23 protein-coding genes are annotated in these 19,290 nt (G+C 67.7%); 3 read left to right on the plus strand and 20 right to left on the minus strand.

Annotation, left to right across the window (positions count from 1 at the left end):
* Nucleotides 1-94: 94 nt before the first annotated feature.
* Complete coding sequence (locus tag HNP73_RS24010) at nucleotides 95-2,131, plus strand: restriction endonuclease (RefSeq protein WP_343063411.1); 2,037 nt, start codon at nucleotides 95-97, stop codon at nucleotides 2,129-2,131.
* Nucleotides 2,131-3,072 (plus strand): GIY-YIG nuclease family protein, encoded by a 942-nt coding sequence (locus HNP73_RS21260; RefSeq protein ID WP_184154951.1) that lies wholly within the window; start codon nucleotides 2,131-2,133, stop codon nucleotides 3,070-3,072. The genes HNP73_RS24010 and HNP73_RS21260 overlap by 1 nt, the downstream gene beginning before the upstream one ends.
* A gap of 45 nt (nucleotides 3,073-3,117) precedes the next feature.
* Here HNP73_RS21260 and HNP73_RS21265 read toward each other — a convergent pair whose 3' ends face one another.
* The 16 genes from HNP73_RS21265 to HNP73_RS21335 all read right to left on the minus strand — a co-directional run bounded on the left by HNP73_RS21265 (nucleotide 3,118) and on the right by HNP73_RS21335 (nucleotide 16,423).
* Nucleotides 3,118-4,194 carry a DUF2793 domain-containing protein gene (locus tag HNP73_RS21265; RefSeq protein ID WP_184154890.1) on the minus strand — a complete coding sequence of 359 codons (1,077 nt, stop codon included), beginning with the start codon at nucleotides 4,192-4,194 and terminating at the stop codon, nucleotides 3,118-3,120.
* A 9-nt stretch (nucleotides 4,195-4,203) separates the two neighbouring features.
* Nucleotides 4,204-8,169 carry a baseplate multidomain protein megatron gene (locus HNP73_RS21270; RefSeq protein WP_184154893.1) on the minus strand — a complete coding sequence of 1,322 codons (3,966 nt, stop codon included), beginning with the start codon at nucleotides 8,167-8,169 and terminating at the stop codon, nucleotides 4,204-4,206.
* Between the two features lie 10 nt (nucleotides 8,170-8,179).
* The gene (locus HNP73_RS21275) at nucleotides 8,180-8,626 is read right to left on the minus strand and encodes an NlpC/P60 family protein (protein WP_021099106.1); all 447 of its coding nucleotides are present in this window, start codon (nucleotides 8,624-8,626) and stop codon (nucleotides 8,180-8,182) included.
* Nucleotides 8,623-9,507, minus strand: a complete 885-nt coding sequence (locus HNP73_RS21280) for a DUF2163 domain-containing protein (RefSeq protein WP_184154896.1) — start codon at nucleotides 9,505-9,507, stop codon at nucleotides 8,623-8,625. Before HNP73_RS21280 ends, HNP73_RS21275 begins: the two co-directional genes overlap by 4 nt.
* Nucleotides 9,504-9,647 (minus strand): hypothetical protein, encoded by a 144-nt coding sequence (locus tag HNP73_RS21285; protein WP_184154899.1) that lies wholly within the window; start codon nucleotides 9,645-9,647, stop codon nucleotides 9,504-9,506. Before HNP73_RS21285 ends, HNP73_RS21280 begins: the two co-directional genes overlap by 4 nt.
* The gene (locus tag HNP73_RS21290; protein WP_184154902.1) at nucleotides 9,634-9,864 is read right to left on the minus strand and encodes a hypothetical protein; all 231 of its coding nucleotides are present in this window, start codon (nucleotides 9,862-9,864) and stop codon (nucleotides 9,634-9,636) included. Before HNP73_RS21290 ends, HNP73_RS21285 begins: the two co-directional genes overlap by 14 nt.
* 86 nt (nucleotides 9,865-9,950) lie before the next feature.
* Complete coding sequence (locus HNP73_RS21295; RefSeq protein WP_184154905.1) at nucleotides 9,951-10,181, minus strand: hypothetical protein; 231 nt, start codon at nucleotides 10,179-10,181, stop codon at nucleotides 9,951-9,953.
* Nucleotides 10,182-10,184: 3 nt separating this feature from the next.
* Nucleotides 10,185-10,841 carry a lysozyme gene (locus HNP73_RS21300; RefSeq protein ID WP_184154907.1) on the minus strand — a complete coding sequence of 219 codons (657 nt, stop codon included), beginning with the start codon at nucleotides 10,839-10,841 and terminating at the stop codon, nucleotides 10,185-10,187.
* A 4-nt stretch (nucleotides 10,842-10,845) separates the two neighbouring features.
* A complete protein-coding gene (locus tag HNP73_RS23780) occupies nucleotides 10,846-10,977 on the minus strand; it encodes a hypothetical protein (protein WP_281379316.1) in 132 nt (43 codons plus the stop codon).
* Nucleotides 10,970-11,320 carry a hypothetical protein gene (locus HNP73_RS21305; protein ID WP_028031152.1) on the minus strand — a complete coding sequence of 117 codons (351 nt, stop codon included), beginning with the start codon at nucleotides 11,318-11,320 and terminating at the stop codon, nucleotides 10,970-10,972. Before HNP73_RS21305 ends, HNP73_RS23780 begins: the two co-directional genes overlap by 8 nt.
* A complete protein-coding gene (locus tag HNP73_RS21310; RefSeq protein WP_184154909.1) occupies nucleotides 11,317-11,943 on the minus strand; it encodes a DUF2460 domain-containing protein in 627 nt (208 codons plus the stop codon). Before HNP73_RS21310 ends, HNP73_RS21305 begins: the two co-directional genes overlap by 4 nt.
* Nucleotides 11,943-14,360, minus strand: a complete 2,418-nt coding sequence (locus HNP73_RS21315; RefSeq protein ID WP_184154911.1) for a phage tail tape measure C-terminal domain-containing protein — start codon at nucleotides 14,358-14,360, stop codon at nucleotides 11,943-11,945. Before HNP73_RS21315 ends, HNP73_RS21310 begins: the two co-directional genes overlap by 1 nt.
* Nucleotides 14,353-14,481, minus strand: coding sequence for a DUF7697 family protein (locus tag HNP73_RS23785; protein WP_281379317.1), 129 nt, complete (start codon nucleotides 14,479-14,481; stop codon nucleotides 14,353-14,355). Before HNP73_RS23785 ends, HNP73_RS21315 begins: the two co-directional genes overlap by 8 nt.
* Nucleotides 14,482-14,579: 98 nt before the next feature.
* The gene (locus HNP73_RS21325) at nucleotides 14,580-15,035 is read right to left on the minus strand and encodes a hypothetical protein (protein ID WP_184154913.1); all 456 of its coding nucleotides are present in this window, start codon (nucleotides 15,033-15,035) and stop codon (nucleotides 14,580-14,582) included.
* Between the two features lie 2 nt (nucleotides 15,036-15,037).
* Nucleotides 15,038-15,979 carry a phage tail tube protein gene (locus HNP73_RS21330; protein WP_184154915.1) on the minus strand — a complete coding sequence of 314 codons (942 nt, stop codon included), beginning with the start codon at nucleotides 15,977-15,979 and terminating at the stop codon, nucleotides 15,038-15,040.
* A gap of 24 nt (nucleotides 15,980-16,003) precedes the next feature.
* Nucleotides 16,004-16,423, minus strand: coding sequence for an acyl-CoA transferase (locus HNP73_RS21335; protein ID WP_184154917.1), 420 nt, complete (start codon nucleotides 16,421-16,423; stop codon nucleotides 16,004-16,006).
* Nucleotides 16,424-16,509: 86 nt separating this feature from the next.
* Between HNP73_RS21335 and HNP73_RS21340 the strand changes: the two genes are divergently transcribed.
* Complete coding sequence (locus HNP73_RS21340) at nucleotides 16,510-17,208, plus strand: hypothetical protein (protein ID WP_184154919.1); 699 nt, start codon at nucleotides 16,510-16,512, stop codon at nucleotides 17,206-17,208.
* Between the two features lie 3 nt (nucleotides 17,209-17,211).
* On the opposite strand, the gene HNP73_RS21345 is transcribed toward HNP73_RS21340, so the two are convergent.
* From HNP73_RS21345 to HNP73_RS21360, 4 genes are all read right to left on the minus strand, one after another.
* On the minus strand, nucleotides 17,212-17,844 hold the full coding sequence (locus tag HNP73_RS21345; protein WP_184154957.1) for a DUF6441 family protein: 633 nt from the start codon (nucleotides 17,842-17,844) through the stop codon (nucleotides 17,212-17,214).
* 5 nt (nucleotides 17,845-17,849) lie between these two features.
* Nucleotides 17,850-18,161, minus strand: coding sequence for a head-tail joining protein (locus HNP73_RS21350; RefSeq protein WP_184154921.1), 312 nt, complete (start codon nucleotides 18,159-18,161; stop codon nucleotides 17,850-17,852).
* Entirely contained in the window at nucleotides 18,161-18,496 is a 336-nt protein-coding gene (locus tag HNP73_RS21355; protein WP_184154924.1) for a DUF2190 family protein, read from the minus strand. The genes HNP73_RS21350 and HNP73_RS21355 overlap by 1 nt, the downstream gene beginning before the upstream one ends.
* A gap of 74 nt (nucleotides 18,497-18,570) precedes the next feature.
* Nucleotides 18,571-19,290, minus strand: a 720-nt coding sequence (locus HNP73_RS21360; RefSeq protein WP_184154927.1) for a phage major capsid protein, incomplete at its 5' end; no start/stop codon positions are given.

Here is a 19,290-nt window from a genome sequence, read left to right on the forward strand (position 1 = left end):
TGACCTATCGCATCGATCCGGGTGTAGTGAAAAAGGGAAGTCGGGCGAGATCAAGCGCCAGCTCAGGCGGCTCGAGTTCCGCGACGACCTGTTCGTGGAGTCGGGCGAGCTGGACCAATATCGCGGCTTCACGATCAGCCAGATCGACGCCGTCAACGACACGGTCGAATTCACCAACGGGGAAATGCTGAGGGCTGGCGAGGCGAACGGCGATGTCTCGGAACGCGATATCCGCCGCATCCAGATCCGCGAGACGATCAAGGCGCATCTAGACAAGGAAAAGCAGCTGTTCGCACAGGGCATCAAGGTCCTGTCGCTGTTTTTCATCGACGAGGTGGTGAAGTACCGGGACTATGGCCAGGCCGACGAGAAGGGCGATTATGCGCGGGTCTTCGAAGAAGAGTACGAGTTGCTGAAGGCTGAGTATCTTTCGGAGCTCGCAATCGACAACGAGGCGTACCGGAAATATCTCGCCAGCATCGACTCCGCAAAGACGCACAACGGCTATTTCTCGATCGATAAGAAGACGAACCGCCTCAAAGACCCTGCCGTTGGCGCCCGCTCGGTCGATTCCGACGACGTGGACGCCTACGACCTGATCCTCAAGGACAAGGAGCGCCTGCTTTCCCTTGCCGAACCCACCCGGTTCATCTTCTCACACTCGGCGCTGCGCGAGGGGTGGGACAACCCGAACGTCTTTGTCATGTGCATGCTGAAGCACAGCGACAACACCATTTCCCGCCGCCAGGAGGTGGGGCGTGGCCTGCGGCTGAGCGTCGATCAGCACGGGGACAGGATGGACCACCCGGCGGTGGTGCACGACATCAACGTACTCACCGTGGTGGCGAGCGAGAGCTACAAAGACTTCGTGGCCGGGCTCCAGAAAGAGATCGCGGAGACCCTCTCATCGCGTCCGCGGCAGGCAACAGAGGACTACTTCACGGGCAAGACACTCGCGACCGAGCATGGCCCGGTTGAGGTGACCGCCGCCATAGCCAAGCAGATCTACCGCTATCTGGTGAAGAATGACTACACCGACGATGCGGACCAGATCGCAGACGTTTACCAAGAGGCCAAGGCGGCGGGAAAACTGGCCGACTTGCCCGAGGAACTGAAGCCGCACGCCGAGCAGGTATTCCAGCTCATCGACAGCGTCTTCAGCGACGCGCAACTGCCCAAGGTCGATGACGGCCGCAAGCCCAAGACCAACCCCCTCAATGCCAATTTCGAGAAGAAGGAGTTCCAGGAGCTCTGGGCGCGGATCAACCGCAAGGCGGTCTATCGGGTGGAGTTCGATTCAGAGGAGCTGATCCGCAAGTGCTTCAGCGCGCTGGACAGCCAGCTGCGGGTCACCCCCTTGCAGTACACCGTTCAGGTCGGCGTACAGAATGACGGGTTGACCGACGGCCAGCTTCGCAGCGGCGACGGCTTCTCGGTCACGAACACGACGACCGAGCGCGGGGACTCAATCCATTCGCTCGTGAAGTACGACCTCGTGGGGAAGGTAGCTGAGAACGCACAGCTGACGCGAGACACGACGGCGAGCATCTTGGGCCAGATCACACCGGCGGTTTTTGAACAGTTCACGAGAAACCCCGAGCACTTCATCTCAGAGGCGTCCCGCATCATCGCTGAGCAGAAGGCGGCCATGGTGATTGAGCGCCTCGCCTATGACGAAGTGGATGAGCGGTACGACGTGGACATTTTCACCGCGAACCAGACTGGCCAAGATTTTTCCCGAGCCACGAAGCAGCTCAAGAACCACGTCTACGATTATGCGATCACCGATTCCAATGTCGAAAGAGATTTCGTGAAGGAGCTGGATACAAGCAGCGAGGTCGTTGTCTATGCCAAACTCCCTCGGGGTTTCTTGATCCCGACTCCAGTCGGCGACTACAACCCAGATTGGGCGATATCCTTCAAGGCTGGCAGCGTACGGCACATTTACTTCGTGGCCGAGACGAAGGGCACGATGTCCAGCATGAAATTGCGCGAAATCGAGAAGACGAAGATTGAGTGCGCCCGCAAATTCTTCGACGAAATCAGCAAGCGTATCACCGCGGATCGCGTGAAATACGATGTTGTGACCGACTACGGGAAACTAATGGACTTGGTCGGGCGTGCGGCGTGATGAAGCCCCGCTCAATCAATATCTTCCTGCTCGACGGCTATCCGAATGGCATACGGGTGGCACAAATCTCGATGTCAACGATCCAAGCGATCGCCTTCCGGCGCAATCAGCTCCGCCGGGTCCGTGAGGCTTTCCCCGAAATCGAACGGCCAGGCGTGTACATCCTGATCGGCGCCGATGAAGATGCGCAGGACCGGCAACTTGCTTACATCGGCGAGTCCGAAGGCGTCGGCGCTCGATTGTCGTATCACAACTCGAATGAGGCCGGTCGCGATGCCAAAGGCTTCTGGACCGACACGGTCGTGCTGATCAGCAAGGACGAGAACCTGACCAAGAGCCACGCGCGCTATGTCGAAGCTTGTCTGATCCGGGGGGTCGTCAGCAATCCCCGTTGGACCCTGCCCAACACGCGCACGCCGTCCGACGACGCGGGCAAGCTGCCGCTCCCCGACCGCGCAGCCATGGACGAGTTCGTGGATCAGACGAAAACTCTGGTTGGGGCCCTTGGCTGGGATCTCTTCCGAGAAGTCCGCGGTCGTGCGCCGGAGCAGATCGCGGAGCAAGAACTGCCAAAGGCTGAACTCCATGAAAGCCCTCGGTTCTTCCGGGGCGACGGCTTCGCGGCAGAGATGGAGATCGGGCCCTCCGGGGATTTCGTCGTCACAGCAGGTTCGAGGGCAAGGGTCCGGACGACGCGAACGATACCGAGAGGGACGGTCGCGCTCCGGAACACCCTTGTCGAGAAGGGCGTCCTCCGCGAGGAAGGTGATTTTCTTGTCTTCACAAGCGCCTACAGCTTCACGTCTGCCTCTGCCGCAGCTGCGACCATCATTGGTGCGAGCGCCAATGGCCGGATCCTCTGGAAGCTCCCAGACGGACGCAATTACGCGGATTGGGAGGCAAACCAGGACGCGGCGGGCGATGCGTCAGGCCAATTCTGAAGGTTGCGACGGCCCAGGGAACGGTACCGTCAGCGTGGCGTGAATTTAGCCGATCTTGCAGCCCCAGAAGGACGTGTGATCGGCAGCGAAGTAGCCGTCCGCGACCCGGAAATACCCCTGCAGCTCGACGGTATCGCCCGCGGTGAGCGGCACCATGGTCTGCAGCCAGATCACGGTGGCGAGCGAGACATGGGTGGCCGAGATTTCGCCGAGGGAACCGCGGATTTCGCTGGTGCCGTTCAGGACCAGCCGACCGCGCATGCGTGCCGTTGCGCTGGCGTTGATCTTGTAGAGCAGCGTCGCGCCGAAGAGGTAGGTGCCGTCCACGGGCGCCACAAAGTGGTTGTTCGCGGCGTCGAAGGCACCCTGATCGTTGTAGTCGGTGTTGTTCAGTCCGATCTTCGTCCAGGCTCCGACGCCCACGTAGTTATCGTAGTTCGTGTACGCCTTGAAGCGGGGCAGCCGGGGCTGATCGACGATGCCGGTGGCGTTGTCGACGCTCAGCCCGTCGAAGAAGGTGCTGCCGTCGGCAGAGACCGTCAGCCGGAACCTGTCCGAGCCGAAGAGGCCGACCAGCGCCTTGGTCACGAAGCCGGTCTGCAGCGTCAGGCCGAGATCGTCGCCCGCGGCCTCCTTGTTCATGGTGTAGAACAGATTGCCGGTCCCGCCCTCGGCCACGGTCTTCGCCGTCCAGAGCGCGGCGTTGAGCTTGGCCGAGAACGGGTTCGAAGCGTCGGCCGTGGTGCCGATCCCGAGCAGTGCCATGTTCTGTAACGCCGCAGGCGTGGTCCCGACCCAGCTCGCGCCGTCGTAGCCGAGCAGCAGCCCCTCGTCCTCGACCCACGCCAGCCAGCCGGTGCGGGGCGGCAGGCGGAGCCAGGCGCCATCGGTCCAGAGCGCGACGTTGAGGTCCCACCCCGCCCAGTCGCCGGTTGCGCTCGAGGCGACGATGTAGCGGTCGCCGTCGGCGGGGCTGCCGGGCGGGGCCGTCAGATCCCGGTCGAGCACCGAGAGCTGGACGAGCCCGTCGAGGATCCTCAGCGCCTCGTTATGGGTGACGTGCTTCTGGGCCTGCGCCGCGAGGATGTAGGGCAGCAGGAGATGGGTCGTGGCGTCGGACATGGGATGGCCTCAGAGTATCAGCGTGACGGTCTTGGGCGCGCCCCGTCCCACGAGGGCAGAGAGCTGGGAGATGCGGATGTCGAGCGTGTCGCCGGGGCCGAGCGGCGCGCCCCAGTCGGCGGTCTGCTGGGCGGCGGTGTAGACCGCGCTGGTGGTGGCCGTGCTCAGCACCCGCTTCACGGTCGCACCGTCAAGGATTTCGAGCTCGTAGGCTTCCAGTTCCTCCGCCATCGGCACTTCGACAGCGCCCCAGCTGTCGGCGGAAAGCGCGCGGGACCGGCGTGTCCAGCGGATCGTGAGGTCGCCGGGAACGCGTGGCGTGCGCCACGGCTGCTCGACATGGGCGACGGAGAACGGCCGCAGCCCCACCCCCTCAGGCGTGAAGGCCTGCGCCACATAGGTCTCGTCGCTGACCGGGCGGCTCGCCGGGCCGATGCGCCAGTTCCACGGGATGCCGAGATCGGCCTCGGCGATCGGCAACGTGGCGAGGCTGTCGTCCAGCACCACCAGCCGCGCGCCTGCGGGCGCGGGATTGCCCATGGCCCTTTCGGTGCCGCGCTGGCCGCGCAGGAGCCGGGTCAGGCGATACCGGCCCGGGGCGATCAACTCCGCCGCGCCTGCCTGCACGATCTCCCAGTCGCGGGGCGCGGTCTCGATGGCGAGCGCGTTCGCACCCCCGAACAGGGTCAGGTCGGTGACGCTTTCCAGCGTGCCGGTGAGCAGATCGACCATGAGCGCATTGCCGAGATCGAAGCGCGACGTGGGGCCAGCATAGAAGTCCGAGACCAGCATCCCGATCCGCGCGCGGCTGCCGAACGTGGCCAGCAGCTCGAAGCCATCGGTGGAGGGGCTGCGGAATACCGCCATCTCGCCGGGCCAAGGAACGGCGTGCGCGACGACCATCGGTCGGTGCGCGGGCTGGTCCTCGGTCAGCTGCGGCAGGTCCATCAGCAGCGCATCCGGCGCGCCGAACACGACGGCCCGCGTCAGCGACGCCGCGCGGGGATCACCGGGCGGCAGATCGTAGGTTGCCCTGTCGTGGCGGACCGCCTCGATGCCCCGCGCCTCGGTGTCGGCGATGGAGACGAGCCGCAGATCGACCAGCCGCCCGCCGTGCTCCAGCCGGATCGCGTCGGCCGGATCGAGCGCTAGCCGCGAGGGCGGCAGCCGGAACGCCGCCGTCTCGCGGCCCACCCATGCCTCCATCAGCGCGCGGCGGCAGCGGCGCTCGGCCTCCTCGGGCGGCACCGCCATCGGGAAGCTCTCGGAAGCGATCCGGGTCGTGTCCACGGTGATGCGCCGCGCCTCGACGAGGGCCGCGTCGTAGTCCTCGTCTGCCCGCGCGACCTGCCACTTCAGCGCCTGCGGCAGTTCGGTCTCCTGTCCCCGCGTCAGTTCCAGCACGTCGCCCTCGCGGGCGGCCACCAGATCTTCGGGCGCGAGGGTGGCGACGGAGGCCCGCCCGCGCATCACGAAGCGGATCACACCCTCGGTCTCGACGGCGTCGAAGCCGAAATGCCGCGACAGCGTGGTGATCGAGGCGCGTGGGCTTTCCAGCGCCGTGATGGCGTAGCCCTCCACCGCGCCCCAGAGGCCGGAAACGTCGATGCGGGCCTCGGGCAGTCCGGCGCGCAGGCAGAGGTGCCGGACGAGCGCCGCGAGCGACACCGCTCCCAGCCGCCCGGTCAGCCAGTGCCCGAGCCGCCAATTCGCGCCGTCCGTCCAGACGTCGGTCAGCGCCGGGAAGAACGGGTACGGCCGTGCGTCCCAGGTCCAGGCGGCGCATTCGGGGACATGCACCATGCGGCCGCCATAGACCGACGAGACCGGATTGTTCGTGGCCTCGCCCCACCAGAGATAGGTCGCCTCGAGATAGGCGCGTTGGATGGCGTCATCGCGCCAGCCCCGCGAGAAATGCGGCGTGAAGCTCTCGGACGACTTCGGGTCGAAGAAGACGTTGGGCTGGTTGGTGCCCCGGTCGATGGCCGGGCAGCCCAACTCGGTGAACCAGATCGGCTTGGACTGGGGCACCCACGCCGTCGGCGTCCCGCTCTCCACCCCACCCGGGCGGTTGTAATGCGGGTTCGACCACCAGGCGCGCAGGTCCTTGTAGCGGAAGACCCACGGCTTGGCCGCGCCGCCATCCGTGATCGGCGTGCGGACCTGCGCAGAGCGATCGGCCGCACTGGCATAGAACCAGTCGAAGCCTTCGCCGCCCGCGATGTTCCCCTGCAGATAGCCCCGGTCGTAGATCGCGGGCCAGCCCTCGGCAGCGTCGGAATGCTCGAAGCCGTCGCGCCAGTCCGACAGCGGCATGTAGTTGTCGATGCCGACGAAATCGATCTCCGGATCGGCCCAGAGCGGATCGAGATGAAAGAACACGTCGCCGCTGCCATCGCCCGGCTGGTGCCCGAAATACTCCGACCAGTCGGCGGCATAGCCGATCCTGGTGCCGGACCCGAGGATCGAGCGCACATCGCCGAGCAGGTCCCGATAGGCCTGCACCGCCGGATAGCTGCTGGCGCCCGAGCGGATCGTCGTCAGCCCCGGCATCTCGGCGCCGATGAGGAAGGCGTCGACCCCTCCCGCTGCCGCGCAGAGATGGGCGTAGTGCAGCACCATGCGCCGCAGGCCCCAGTCGCCGGATGGCCCGGTCCAGCTGACGCTCTCGCCTGAGACGCTGAAGCTCGCGGGCGTCGCCGCGCCAAACAGCGCCGCGACCTGGCTTGCGGCCGTGGCGGTCTTGTCCACGGTCCCTGCGAACCCCGCTGCAGGCGAACAGGTGATCCGGCCGCGCCAGGGGAACGCGGGCTGGCCGGTCTCGGCGGCGTTGTCGGAATACGGGTTTGGCAGCGCGTTGCCGGGCGGCACGTCCATCAGGATGAAGGGGTAGAAGGTGACGCGCAGCCCGCGCGCCTTCATCTCCTGGATCGCCTGCACCACCGCGAAGTCGGACGGCGTGCCGCCATAGACCGGGCGGTCCTGATCGTCGCGGCTGACGAGGAAGGCGTTGGCACGGCTGACACCATTGACCGACCAGCTGGCGGGCGTTGTCGACTTGGCCGAGACCTCGACGCCCGGCCGCACCTTGCAGGAGCCCGCGCGCAGGTCGTCGCCGAACCACGCCACCACGAGGCTGACGCTCTCGACCGCAGGCGCCATCGCCTGCAGCCGGTCGAGCGCCTCCACCATGTCGGTGGAGTCGGCCAGCGTGTTCAGGTTCTCGGGCACCGTCGCGCCGCCATCGGTCTTGCGGATGGCCTGCGTGGCGTAGGTGAACTCGCCCGAGGCCGGAATCATGGTGACGGCGCGGGTCAGCCCCTCGGCGGTGTCGGGATCGGCGAGAGGCCGGAACACCTCGAACGAGAGCTGCGGCAGGCGGTTGCCGTAGGTGGAAAGCGTCAGTTCCTCGAAGACTACGTAGGCCGTGCCCCGATAGGCAGGAGTGCTGGCTGTGCCCATCTTTGCGGCGATGAACGGGTCCGCCGTCTGCGTCTCGTCGCCGGGATACCAGCGCCAGGTGACGCCGGAGAGGTCCATCGGCTTGCCGTCGGCCCAGATGCGGCCGATGCCGGTGATCGGCCCCTCGCAGAGCGCCACGGCGAAGGAGGCGTAGTAGAGATACTCGGTCGTCTTGACCTTGCCGCCCCCGCCGCCCTTGCCGCCGCCTTGGGTAGTGGTCTTCGTCTCCTCGCGAAAATCGGTCGCCCAGATGATGTTGCCGCCCATCCGCATGCGCCCATAGAGCCGCGGGATCACCGCGCCTTCGGTGGCCGAGGTGATGCGCAGCGTGTCGAGCCGCGCGCCCTCGATGCGCTGGGTGGGCGCCAGCGACGAAATGATCCAGCTGTCGACGGCCGAGCCGATGCTGGAGCCGATGAAACCGCCGATGGTCGCGGCGCTGACGCCGAGGATCGCGCCGCCGATCGAACCGCCAATGGCGGCGCCAGCGGCACCGAGAACGAGGGTGGCCATGTCCGGGGTCTCAGCGTTGCGGGAACAGGAAGGCGAAGGCGATGCGTCGCCGCCAGGATGGCGTGAGCGGTTCCTCGATCACGCCGAGCCGCTCATAGGCGTGGAGGAAGGTGTCGGGTCCGGTAAGGATCCCGACATGCTTGGCGATCGCGTGTGGCTTCATGCGGAAGAGGACCAGCGCGCCGGGCCCGGCCGCCGCCGGTTCCACCTCGATCATCATGCGACGCGCCCCCTCGGCCAGAACCTCGCGCGGCCCTGTCTCGCCCCAGTCGCGACTGTAGGCCGGGATCGGAAACGGCTCGGGGCCGACGACCTCGCGCCAGACGCCGCGGGCGAGCCCGAGGCAGTCGCAGCCGACGCCGCGCAAACTCGCCTGGTCGTGGTACGGCGTGCCCAGCCAGGCCCGCGCGATGGCGATGACGCGCGCGGGGTCGGCCAATGCGAGGGGTTGCGTCACAGTACGCCTCCCTCGTGGCCGCCATCCTTGGTGGCGTAGCGCAGCACCGAGTCTTGGCCGGGGATGTGCGGGAAGCCGCGGAAATTGACGGTGTTGGCGAACTTGGCGCCGCAGGTCTCCATGCGCTTGTCGCAGCCCGCACGGATGATGAAGGCGTCGCTCTCGATGATCGCACGCACCGGCGCTTCGAGCAGGGTCAGCACGGCGACGCCATCCGTGACGTCATGGCCCAGTACTTCGGTGCGCCGCCCCGCGTTTGCGCCGCTGGTCCATTCGAGCGTGCCGAAGGTGAACCAGCCAGACGTGAATGTGCCCAGCCCCGAGGCGGTGAAGGCCCGGTCGCGCAGGAGATCGATCACCGCGCCTGTGCCCTTGTAGGCGGGGTTCTCCAGATCGACGCCGCAGCGCGCATCGCCGAGCGCGGCGTCGCAGGTCGCCTGGAACGTACGCCCCACCGTCTGGCCCAGCACATGGGCGAGCGAGCGCACCTCGGCCACGAAGGCCAGCCGCCCGCGCCGGATCTGGCCGATGGCGCCGCGCCGCATCAACACGCGCTGCCCGGTATCGGCCCAGTTCGCCCGCCAGAGCTCGACCTCGGCGTTGTCCCAGCGGCCGTCGAGGATGTCGGTCTCGGTGATCCGGTCCGAGGTCAGCACGCCTTCCGCGTCCTGCGCATCGACTGACAGGTCCGAGCCCGACCGCACCTCGGAGGCGGTCAGCCCGCTCTCAGGCTCGAAGTCTGTCCCGTCGAAACTCAGCGTCCGGTCGTGATCGGTGAAGCCTAGACTCGTGCCGTCGGCGCGCGTAATCCGCCAGCACCAGGCGAGCGTCGTCGTGCCCTCGTCGAGATGGGCCTGCAGGGCGGGCGAGAGGGATTTCATCGGCAGGTTCCCGTCATGCGGTCATCGAGATCGGCGATCCAGTCCGCCCAGTCAGGCGGAACGTTGACGACGGTTTCGGCGGGTGGTCGGGCGAGCCGCGCCTCGGCATAGGAGGTGCAGCCGGCGTCACCAGCGCCCATCGTTGCGGCGCAGCCGGTCAGCAGGATTGCCAGCGTCGCGGCCATCGAGAACCGCGTCTCGCCCCCTCTCGACGCGCTCGTTCTTGTCTTCCATCGCATCGCGTTCAGCCTCCCGTTTGCCTTCGCGCTTCCCTTCGACGCGGCCCCAGAACCGGCCGAGGACGGCGCCCCCGACGGCGCCGAAAGCCGCAACCAGCCAAATCAGGAGATCAGCCATCGTCCCGCTCCCCGCGTGCTGCCGCCACGCAGAGGGCTGCGATGAAGAAGCCCAGGCAGCCGCCCACAACCAGACCGGCAAGGAACTCAAGCATCGCCGCGGAACCCACGTTCGATCCGGTCACGCAGACCGATCAGACCGAGCCCGAGGAACATCAGCCCCGCCGGCGAGGCGTCGCCCGAGCCTGCGAGAAGCGCGACGAGGCGGGACAGTTCGCTGAACGGCCCGGTGGCGGGCAGCGCGAGCGAGGCGATGCCGGTGAGCATGGCGAGCAATCCCGCCCACCACGTGAGCGAGTTGGGTCGGACGTAGCGCATGAGTCAGGCCCTCCGGATCAGGGTGGAGAAGAAGGCGGCCAGCCGGGCGAGCCAGCCGGTCGGCGCGGTGGGTGAAGGAGCGAGGACCGGAGGCGTCGGCGACGGCCCGCGAGCCAAGGCCAGAGCCTCATCCTCGATCAGGCGTCGGATTGGTCGGGAGAAATCGACGCGGCCCGTGCGATCCACGGACCAGACCGGGATTGTGCCTCCGGGATAACGGCCGTGGCGGAACAGGTCGCGCTCTGCCTCCCGGCGCGGAATGATCGCGGCCGGTCGCCGCCAGTTCAGAAACGCGTCGGCGGCTGCAACGCGATTTCCGGCATTGAGATGTCGGGTCAGCGCGGCCTTCGCGATGCCCCCAGTGTTGTAGTGAAAGCTGACCAGCGCATCGAACTCGTGCGGCGCCAGCGGCACCTTCACGGCGCGCAGGACGGCGGCCTCGTAGCGCCCGAGGTCAGCGCGGAAGACCCGGAACGCTTCGCGGATCCCGGCATCGAGATCGGCGGGCATGCCGCGCGGCATGGTGCCGGGATCGGGCGGTCCGGCCGCGGCCGTGTGGCCGATGCCGAAGGTCCAGACCTGTTTCACATCGAGATAGGGTCCGGGCACGAGTCCTTCGTGCCGGACGAGGGCCAGCAGGCCCCGGTCGGTCATGTGCATGGGATTACCGGAAAAGCGAGAGGATCAGGATCAGCGCCGCGACGGCGAGACCGATGCGCAGGCGATGGGTGAAGGCGTGCCGGGGGTCGGCGGGGTCGCAGCGGAGGGAGCGCGCGAGGCGGAGAAGGTCATTCATCGCCGCCGCCTTCGTTGGCGCGGCGCAGCCGAGCGAGCAGCATCTCGATGAAGGCCGGGCCGAACACCCCGACGAGATAGGCCGCCGAGCCCGCTGCCCCGCCTGCGGGGATCGCCTCGGGCGGAAGGCTGAGCCAGGCGGTGATCACGGCCATCGAGAGGCTGCCCATCCCCGCCGCGATCAGCCCGCCGAGCAGGATGTGCCGCAGCGCATCGCGCAGCCGCATCTTCGTGGTCAGCGCGTTCGTCGCGCCGCCCAGCGCGCCCCAGGCGGCGAGGATCACGGCGGTCGAGGCCGCGAGTTCGCGCAGCACGGCCGCAACGAAGCTGCCTGTGTCGTTCATCGCCGGATCTCCAGAAGCGGAATGGAGGTGATCGAGCCGAGCCGCTCGAGGTCGAGCGTAACGTCGAGCGCATCGGTGTCGAAGCGGACCGGCACGTCGAACTCGAAGCCCGCGGTGATCGCGACGCCTGCGCCCGGTGCCGCGCCAAAGCTGACGACACCTGTCGTGGTGTCGACCGACCAGCCGGAGGGTTGATCCACCCCGCCGAGGGCGATGCGCACGGTGCCCGCCACCGGCTTCGTGATCGACCGCGTCCACGACTGCGCCCCGGAGGCGTAGCGCTTCACCAGCTGGAAGGCGGTCGTCGTGCCGTCGCCGGTGCCGATCTCCTGGTCGGTGGGCGATGGCGTGCCCGAAGGAAGGCAGGACTTGTGGTCGCCCCAGTCCTTGAACCGGAAGCCATGCAGCCGACCGTTGCGCGCCTCGAAAAAGGCAACCACCGCCGCCAGATCGTCAGCGCGGCGGACGCCATAGGCGACGTCGTAGCGGCGGCGCGAATTGGCCCAGTTGGCGTTCCGCTCCTCGTCGCCCGAGGCGAGCTCGACGATCTGGGTGCGCCGCTCGGGCCCGCCCCGCGCGCCCCGGCTGATATTGTCGGGAAACCGGACCTCGTGAAACGCCATCACATGCCCCTCCGCCCGAGCGACACGGCGCGGGCGATATCCGCCGCGACCTGCGTGCGGGACTGCCGGAAACTCTCGGCGTCGCGGGCCATGATCGTGACATTGACGCCGCCGCCTGCGCCGTAGCTCTGCGCTTCGCGTCGCGACAGCACCCGCTCTCCACGCTGCAGGATCGCGGGCACCTCGTCGTGACGAAGCCCAGCCATCCCGCCGCCATGCATTCGCGGGGCAGCGGCGAAGGCCATGGCCGGGGCCATGCGCGAGGGCCCGGCAGAGCCGACCATCCCGCCCGCATGCAGGACGTTCGCGAAAATGCCGCCCGCCCCGGAGAACACGCCGGAGAGCGCATTGGCGATCGGCCCGAGGATGAACCGCCGCGCCGCGAGCTGTGCGAGGTGGGCGATCATCGAAGTGACCATGTCGCGGAAGTCGAGCTTGCCGGTCTTCACGAACTGGCCGACGGCGCTCTCCGCCGACTGGAAGGCGCCGACGAGACTCTGGCCGATATCGCCACCGATCTCGCGCGCCTTGCTGGCGTAGTCCGAAAGCGCGGCGGTAACGGCCTGCCAGCCGGTGACGGCTGCCTCGGCCGGGGGCTCCGCTGCCGCAGCAGCAGCCCCGGCCGCCGCGCCTACACCTGTCGCGGCGCGACCTGCATCGCCGAGTGCCGTCTCCAGCCGCTCGGCCGCACCCGTGGCCTCGGTCAGCGCATCGCCGCTCGTCTCGTCGGTTCCCCGCACGGCATCGCGCAGCGCCTGCCAGCTTTCCAGCGGCGCGCGGGCCCCTTCGGCCAGGTCGCGCGCGGCCCCGCGATAGAGGTTGGCGGACGCGAGCGCGCGGTTCGCCGCCTCGGTCAGCCCGAGATCGGGCGCGGTGAGCGGGTTGTCCTCGAAGGCCCGGTCGAACGCCGCCTGCGCGGCGGTGGTCGCTGCCGTCGCCGCGCCCTCGAAGCGGTTCTCGATCTCGCCGAGGTCGAGGTCGGGCACCAGCGAGATGCGCCGCTCCGACCCGAGCGCTTCCAGCCCCTGGTTGATGCCCCCGATGAAGCCGTTGATGCGGGAGACCACGCCGTTCAGCATCGCCTCGACGCCGTCGACCAGGCTGTTCGCGGCCTGGAACGCCAGATCGCCGATGGCGGCGGGCAGCAAGCCCCAGATCGCCTTGATCGCCTCATAGGCGCCCTCAAACGTGTTCGCGGCGGTGTTGCCGAAGCCCACGACGCTCTCGATGGCGCTCTGCATCCCTGATGCGGCATCAGCCTTCAGGTCGAAGAACATCGCCGTGGCGGCCGCACCCGCCGCTGCGGCGCCCATCCTGATGCGTTCCCAGACCTCGACCGCGAGGTCCTTCAGGAGCGACATGGCCTCGCCGAAGCCGCCCGCGCCGGAGACGAGACGGGTGAACTGGTAGACGAGCTCGCCCGCGCCCACGATCAGCGCCCCGATGCCGGTGCGGATCAGCGCGCCGCGCAGGACGACCAGCGCGGTGGCGAGACCGCGCACGGAGAGCGCGGCGGCGGCCATGCCAGCCACCCAGCGGCCCGCGAGAAAGGCGGCGAAGGTGGCGGCGTAGGTGGTCAGGCGGCCGATGTTGTCGAAGAGACCGCGGATCGCGATGCCCAGCGGGCCGGTGCGGCTGGCGATCGCGGCCATGGCATCGGCGACCGCTTCCAGCGCTGGTGCGGCGGCGACAGCCAGCTGGTTCGACAGCCCGCGCCAGATCAGCCCGAGCCGAGAGATCGCGTCGTTCGTGCGCTCGATCTGGTCGGCATTCTGCTCGGAGACGACGACCCCAAAAGCGAGCACGTCCTCCGTCGCCTGACGCAGCGTCGCGGTGTCGATGCGCGACATGGCAATCGAGCCTTCCTCGCCGAAGAGCTGGCCCGCGACGGCGGCGCGTTCGGCGGCGGGCACGAAGCTCTCGATCGCCGCGTTGATCGCGCCCACCCGCTGATCCAGCGGCAGGGCGATCAGCTCGTTGGCGGAAAGGCCCAGCCGGTCGAGCGCGTCGGCGGCGGGTCCGGTCCCCGCGGCCGCCTGACTGAGGCGACGCGTCAGATCCTTCGTGGCCTGCTCGATGCCAGACATGGAAACGCCCGCCAGCTCGCCCGCACGCTCGAGCGTCTGGATCGAGGCGACGGTCGTGCCCAGCGACTGCGCCAGCTTAGCCTGCGCATCGACCGTCTGCAGGCCGGAGCGGACCATCGCCACGCCCGCGGCTGCAGCGGCGGCCACGGCGGCGGCGGCCGCGACCCGGACCCGCCGCGAGAAGGCCGCGAGCCGGGCGTTGGCCGCTTCCATCTCGCGGCTGAGCCGCCCGAAGCCTCGGGACCCGGCCTCGCCGACGCCCTCCAGCTCCGCGCGCACCTGGCGTCCGCCCACGGCCGCGAGGCGGACGGACACACGCTTTTCAGCCATCGGGTCGTTCCATCTGTTCGTTGAGCTTGGGGACCATCACCGCTTCGATGACGGGCAGCAGTTCGGCCATGGCGAGCGGCGGCACGCCAAGCGCGTCACCAAGCGCCAGCGCTGCCGACATGTCCCAGCCGATCACAGCGCCGGGCAGGACGCGCAGTTGGCCGCCGAGGCGGCCGACCAGGTCCCAGACCTGCCAACCCTCCGGCGTTTCCGGACGGTTCAGCCGCGCCGGGCAGTCCGGGCAGGCTTGCTCGCGGCCCTCGTAGGGTGCGCAGGCTTGGCAGTAGCGCTCGCCCCCGCCGAAGGACCATTCGGCGAGAGCGCGGAGGCGTTTTTTTCCTGTTCCAGCAGCAGACCCTTGGAGACGTAGGTCAGCTGGAAGGACTCGAAGATCGGCCAGACGTCGAGCAAAGCGTCGATGGCCTCGGGGCTCGGGTCGATGGGGTTGCCGTCGGCGTCGCCGATGCCCTCCCAGCCGAGCACCGCCCGCCGCGCCAGTGCTTTCGCGAAGGCGACCGCGCGCTCTTCGTCGGAGGCCTGCTCGGGCACCGCCTCGACGGCGGGATCACTGCGCGTCGCCACCATCAGGGCGGTGGTCAGCGGGCGCAGCTGCACCCGGACGCCGGGAGCGAGCTCATGCCAGCGTGGCGCGTTCGTCAGGTCGAGCGTCAGCATCCTCAATACACCTCGATGTCGTTGATCAGGGTTGCCGTGCACATCCGGCCGACCAAGCTGTCGCGCGCCGCTTGCCAGTCGAAGGTGGCCTGCACGCCCTGCGGCCCGGAAATCTCGATCCGGGGGCGCGGCAGGTAGACGGCGTGCACGGTGAAGGTGAAGCTTTCGCCGGACGGCAGGACGTAGGCGAATTCCATCTCGCAGGCCTCGCCGTTGATCGCCTGTGTCACCAGCGTCTGGTCGGCGAAGCGGACCTCGATCCGGCCGGTCAGCGCCGCGATGCTTGGGTCCGCGCCGTCGATGCGGCCGTCCGAGCGGATCGTCTCGATCCGGTCGAGGTTGTTGGCGTAGGTGATCTCGGCCGAGACTACATTGCCGAGCGCGGAGCCGTTGCGGGTGATCGCCCCGTTGAAGTGCCCGAAGCGCTTCAGCTCCAGCGCGGCGGGCGTCCCGGCGCTGGTCGTCGTGCCCACCGACTCGCCCTGCGCCACCAGCCGCGCCGTCGCGGTCAACAGGCCCGATCGCTGCATCTGCCAGGTGATCTGGTCGAGCACGCAGCCCGAGTACATCGCGTAGCGCGGCACCTCGGGCATGCCGGTCTCGATCGACATGCTGGGCAGCGTCCAGGCGCCCGACTGGAACTCGTGGCTGTACGGGGCCTCCGCGCCGGTGGTCGTCGGTGTCCCGAACGCGGCCTTCAGCCAGAAGCCGAACGCCTCGGCGTCGAGCGGCACGACGACATCGCCATCCGCCGTCACCGCGTCCTTGATCGGCACGAGCGGATCGCGGCCGTAGCCGAGAAGCTCCGAGTTCAGCAGCGGCTGCTCGGCGCCGAGCGAGGTGCTGGCGAAGGGCATGCGGGTGAAGCCGCTGGCGGGCGGCGTTCCATAGGTCGTCTCGAACGCAAGCGCCATCAGCGCCCGCGCCCCTTGGGCACGTGCCATGGTGTTCTCCTCGGGTTGTCGGGGTCAGGTCAGCGGATCGGCCATGGAATAGTGCAGCACGACCGGGATGACGGCCGCCTTCAGGCTCGCCGCGCCCTCGACCGGCAGGTCGACCGGTCGCGGAGCTTCGGCCTCGACCCAGTCGCAGAGCCCGCCCAGCGTGCGGTCGGCGGTAAGAGCTGCACCGACGCTGGCAGTCAGCGCGTCGAAGACGGCGTCACGGTCGGCGCCTTGCACGACCGCCTCGATCTCGGCCCGGTGCTGGTAGTGGTAGGCCAGCGGCGACAGCGTCACCTCGGGCTCCCCCGGCTCGCCGTCGCGCAGTATCAGCAGTCCTGCGGAGGGCACGCGCTCGGGGAGCACGTCGCCGCGGAGAGTGGTCGCTGGCAGCGCCGAGAGCCGCGCGTACAGCGCGGTGAGGATGGTTTCGCGAGGGGTGGGCATTGATCGCTACTCTGCGAGAATCCAGAAAAGGCTAGACCTACTGGCGTTACAAAGTGAGAAATGGCGGACAAGAAGGAGAGCTTCAGGTGCCAAGCGGCCGTCCTGCCAAGGTTGATCACGTCCGAGATGCGTTTCTTTCAGAAATCGCCGCGGCCACTTCTCTGGTCTCTGCTATGCAAGCCTTGCCAACGAAAGTCCGTCCATCAAACAACCCCGGAATACACCCAAAGTACGTCGGCCAGGTCGTTGAACTCGCATTTATGGGCGTCGTGGCAAGCTGGGAGGAGTTCATTGAACGCTCTCTCGTCAGGTTTCTGACAGGCGCGAGGACAAACAACGGTTACAGGCCGACGCTCAAGGCAGGGAAGGCGGATACCATCCAACACGCCTACGAGCTTCTCTCTCTCGACCCAGATTACAAACCAGATAGGTCATACTTGAAGGTTTCGGATCCAAAGTGGGTTCGCAAGGTCGCGGACTTCTATTTCTCAGCGCACTCTTTCTCAGCTCTCCAGAACGCATCGGATCTGGTAAAGCACGCGAACGCCATCAGAAATCGCGTCGCGCACGACTCGACGAAGTGCAAGGCCGATTTCAAGGCGACAGCAATCCATTTCCTTCAACCAGCCAATGGGCAGTTAAAGCAAGGCTACGGGGCTGCTGCCCTCCTCCAAGCGCCTGTGCAGCGGCACTTCGGACAACAAGCGATTCAGCAAAACAAGACCCACTTCATTGCCTACTGTGATTTCTTTCGAGATATGGCCTCGAAGATTGTACCTCCTTGATACCTATTGGAATTTTGCCTCCACCCAGTTGGCCACGATCAGCCCCGGCACGCTGTCCAACGCCCTATCCGCATCCCGCGCCAGGTCCAGCCGCTTCGGCAGCTTCACCTGCGGCACCAGCAGGAAAATCGGCGCGGTGACCTTTCCGCGCCCGGTCTTCGAGCGCGACACCACCGCCTGTCCCTTCGTGTTCAGCCGTCCCTCGGCCACCAGCAGGCTGGGACCAGAGCGGCGATAGACGAACCGCAGGCGGAGCCCGCGTCGCCGCTCCCATTCGCCGGGCGTGATCCGGCCGCCGCGCAGGGGTTTGCCCGCCGCGGGCAACGGGATCGCCAGCCAGAACCCGTTCTTCGAGCGGATCAGCGGCCCGGTGTCATGCGCGCCGACGATGACCGGAGCCTTGGACCAGACCAGAGCCGCGGCATCGAGGCTCTCGCCCGACCTCGGGAAGTTCTGGCTCCGGATCGAGTTGGCGAGCCGTGTGCCGAGCCCCGCGCCGGTGATCTGCAACCGCCATGCCGACTTCAGCCCGGTCCCGGCCCCGCGCATGGCGGCTGTCACTGCGCGTTCGCCCGCCGCAACCTCGGCCTGCATCATCGCGACGATGTCGGGATCGATGTTGAGCTTCAGCTTCACAGCAGTCACGCTGGGCGCAAATCGACGGTCCAGACGAGCCGTTCGCGGTCGCGGGCGGGTTCTCCCTGGATGAGGAAGGCGTCTCCGTCGATCTCGATACGGTCGCCCGGGCGCGGGTTCGCCACCTCGGCGACGCGAAGGTCGATCCGGATGGTTTCGGACCAGAGCCGCGCATCGCCAAAGTCGGTGATGGCGTCGGCGCGTCGTGCGACGACGCGCACCAGCAAGGGCGTGCCGCCGTCGGCGATGTAGACCGCATCCCGGCCGATGTTGGGGTCGGCGAAGAGCGCGCCGACGGCGGCGGCGAAGGCGCTCATCAGAACGCCGCGTTCAGCCGCACCCGGCCGATGGTGTCGCCCGCGCCGCTCGCCACCGCCTCGACGGCCACGCCGATGAGGGTGTTGTCGGTCGCGACTGTGGTGCAGCGCTTGTTGGTGTCATCCCAATAGACCTTGGCGCCGACGGTCCAGGCCTGGGAGCCGACCTTGGTGATGTCGAAGACGCCGACGAGCGCGGTCTCGACGGGCTCGGCGATGGCGGCGGCGCCTGCGGCGATGCCGAAGATGGAGCCGACGAGCAGGCCATCGCCGGAGGCGACGGCATAGGGCGCGGTCAGGGTGATGGTGTTGCCGGGCTGGACGTAGTTTTTCATGGGGGTGATCCTCTTGGAACGACGAAGGGCGGCCCGTCAGGACCGCCCGCGTGTCAGGCAGCATGGCGTGCTGGTTACGCGCCCGGGTTCTTGTAGAGGCCGCGCCAGTCGATGGCCGTGGCCCCGAAGTCGAGGCGACACTTGATCTCGACGCCGTCGACGTCGAAGCCGTTGCGCGTCTCGATGTAGGCGCCCTGCTGGCCTTCGAGATAGGCGTATTCGATGGTGTCGATCTGGTTCGGGCTCGCGGCCAGATACCAGGCGGTCTCGCTGGCGGCGTCGAGCCGGGGCTCGCTGATCGGCGCGAGCGTGCGGATCGACTGCGGCACCACGCTGGAGGTCGCGGCGGGCACGAGGTTCTGCGCGACCAGCTGCTCGGCCTTCAATTCCAGCGATGCGGGCACGATCAGAAAGGCGGGGCGGACGTTCAGCACCGTCTTCTTGTCGAGCCCCGTCTGCTTGGCCATCGCCGCCCGCGCCGCACCCACCGCATCCACCGCCAGCGCCGTGCCGGTGCCCGCGAGGTTCTTGTGGCTGGTATGGAACAGCGTGTTGCCATCGGCCATCGCCGGGTTGGCGGTGATGATCCCCCAGACCACATCGCTTTCCAGTTGCGCGATGGAGTTGCCGTACATCGCCGGGATCCGGGTGAAGGCGTCAAGATCGTCGTTGATCAGCACCTGCCGGGTGATCGCGACGACCCGGCCATAGGTCTTGACCTTGTAGCTCTCCTTGCTCTCCCCCAGCGTGCCGCGCTTGAACTCCCCGCTCTCGCCGACCTCCAGAAGCTGCGG

It is taken from the genome of Amaricoccus macauensis, assembly GCF_014201905.1.
GTDB classification, from domain to species: Bacteria; Pseudomonadota; Alphaproteobacteria; order Rhodobacterales; family Rhodobacteraceae; genus Amaricoccus; species Amaricoccus macauensis.

Bases quoted from the DNA above. Each gene is read 5' to 3' on its own strand.
- HNP73_RS21260 (WP_184154951.1), top strand. From the start codon at position 2,131: ATGAAGCCCCGCTCAATCAATATCTTCCTGCTCGACGGCTATCCGAAT.
- HNP73_RS21265 (WP_184154890.1), bottom strand. From the start codon at position 4,194: ATGTCCGACGCCACGACCCATCTCCTGCTGCCCTACATCCTCGCGGCG.
- HNP73_RS21270 (WP_184154893.1), bottom strand. From the start codon at position 8,169: ATGGCCACCCTCGTTCTCGGTGCCGCTGGCGCCGCCATTGGCGGTTCG.
- HNP73_RS21280 (WP_184154896.1), bottom strand. From the start codon at position 9,507: ATGAAATCCCTCTCGCCCGCCCTGCAGGCCCATCTCGACGAGGGCACG.
- HNP73_RS21285 (WP_184154899.1), bottom strand. From the start codon at position 9,647: ATGGGCGCTGGTGACGCCGGCTGCACCTCCTATGCCGAGGCGCGGCTC.
- HNP73_RS21290 (WP_184154902.1), bottom strand. From the start codon at position 9,864: ATGGCTGATCTCCTGATTTGGCTGGTTGCGGCTTTCGGCGCCGTCGGG.
- HNP73_RS21295 (WP_184154905.1), bottom strand. From the start codon at position 10,181: ATGCGCTACGTCCGACCCAACTCGCTCACGTGGTGGGCGGGATTGCTC.
- HNP73_RS21300 (WP_184154907.1), bottom strand. From the start codon at position 10,841: ATGCACATGACCGACCGGGGCCTGCTGGCCCTCGTCCGGCACGAAGGA.
- HNP73_RS23780 (WP_281379316.1), bottom strand. From the start codon at position 10,977: ATGAATGACCTTCTCCGCCTCGCGCGCTCCCTCCGCTGCGACCCCGCC.
- HNP73_RS21305 (WP_028031152.1), bottom strand. From the start codon at position 11,320: ATGAACGACACAGGCAGCTTCGTTGCGGCCGTGCTGCGCGAACTCGCG.
- HNP73_RS21310 (WP_184154909.1), bottom strand. From the start codon at position 11,943: ATGGCGTTTCACGAGGTCCGGTTTCCCGACAATATCAGCCGGGGCGCG.
- HNP73_RS21315 (WP_184154911.1), bottom strand. From the start codon at position 14,360: ATGGCTGAAAAGCGTGTGTCCGTCCGCCTCGCGGCCGTGGGCGGACGC.
- HNP73_RS23785 (WP_281379317.1), bottom strand. From the start codon at position 14,481: ATGTCGGCAGCGCTGGCGCTTGGTGACGCGCTTGGCGTGCCGCCGCTC.
- HNP73_RS21325 (WP_184154913.1), bottom strand. From the start codon at position 15,035: ATGCTGACGCTCGACCTGACGAACGCGCCACGCTGGCATGAGCTCGCT.
- HNP73_RS21330 (WP_184154915.1), bottom strand. From the start codon at position 15,979: ATGGCACGTGCCCAAGGGGCGCGGGCGCTGATGGCGCTTGCGTTCGAG.
- HNP73_RS21335 (WP_184154917.1), bottom strand. From the start codon at position 16,423: ATGCCCACCCCTCGCGAAACCATCCTCACCGCGCTGTACGCGCGGCTC.
- HNP73_RS21350 (WP_184154921.1), bottom strand. From the start codon at position 18,161: ATGAGCGCCTTCGCCGCCGCCGTCGGCGCGCTCTTCGCCGACCCCAAC.
- HNP73_RS21355 (WP_184154924.1), bottom strand. From the start codon at position 18,496: ATGAAAAACTACGTCCAGCCCGGCAACACCATCACCCTGACCGCGCCC.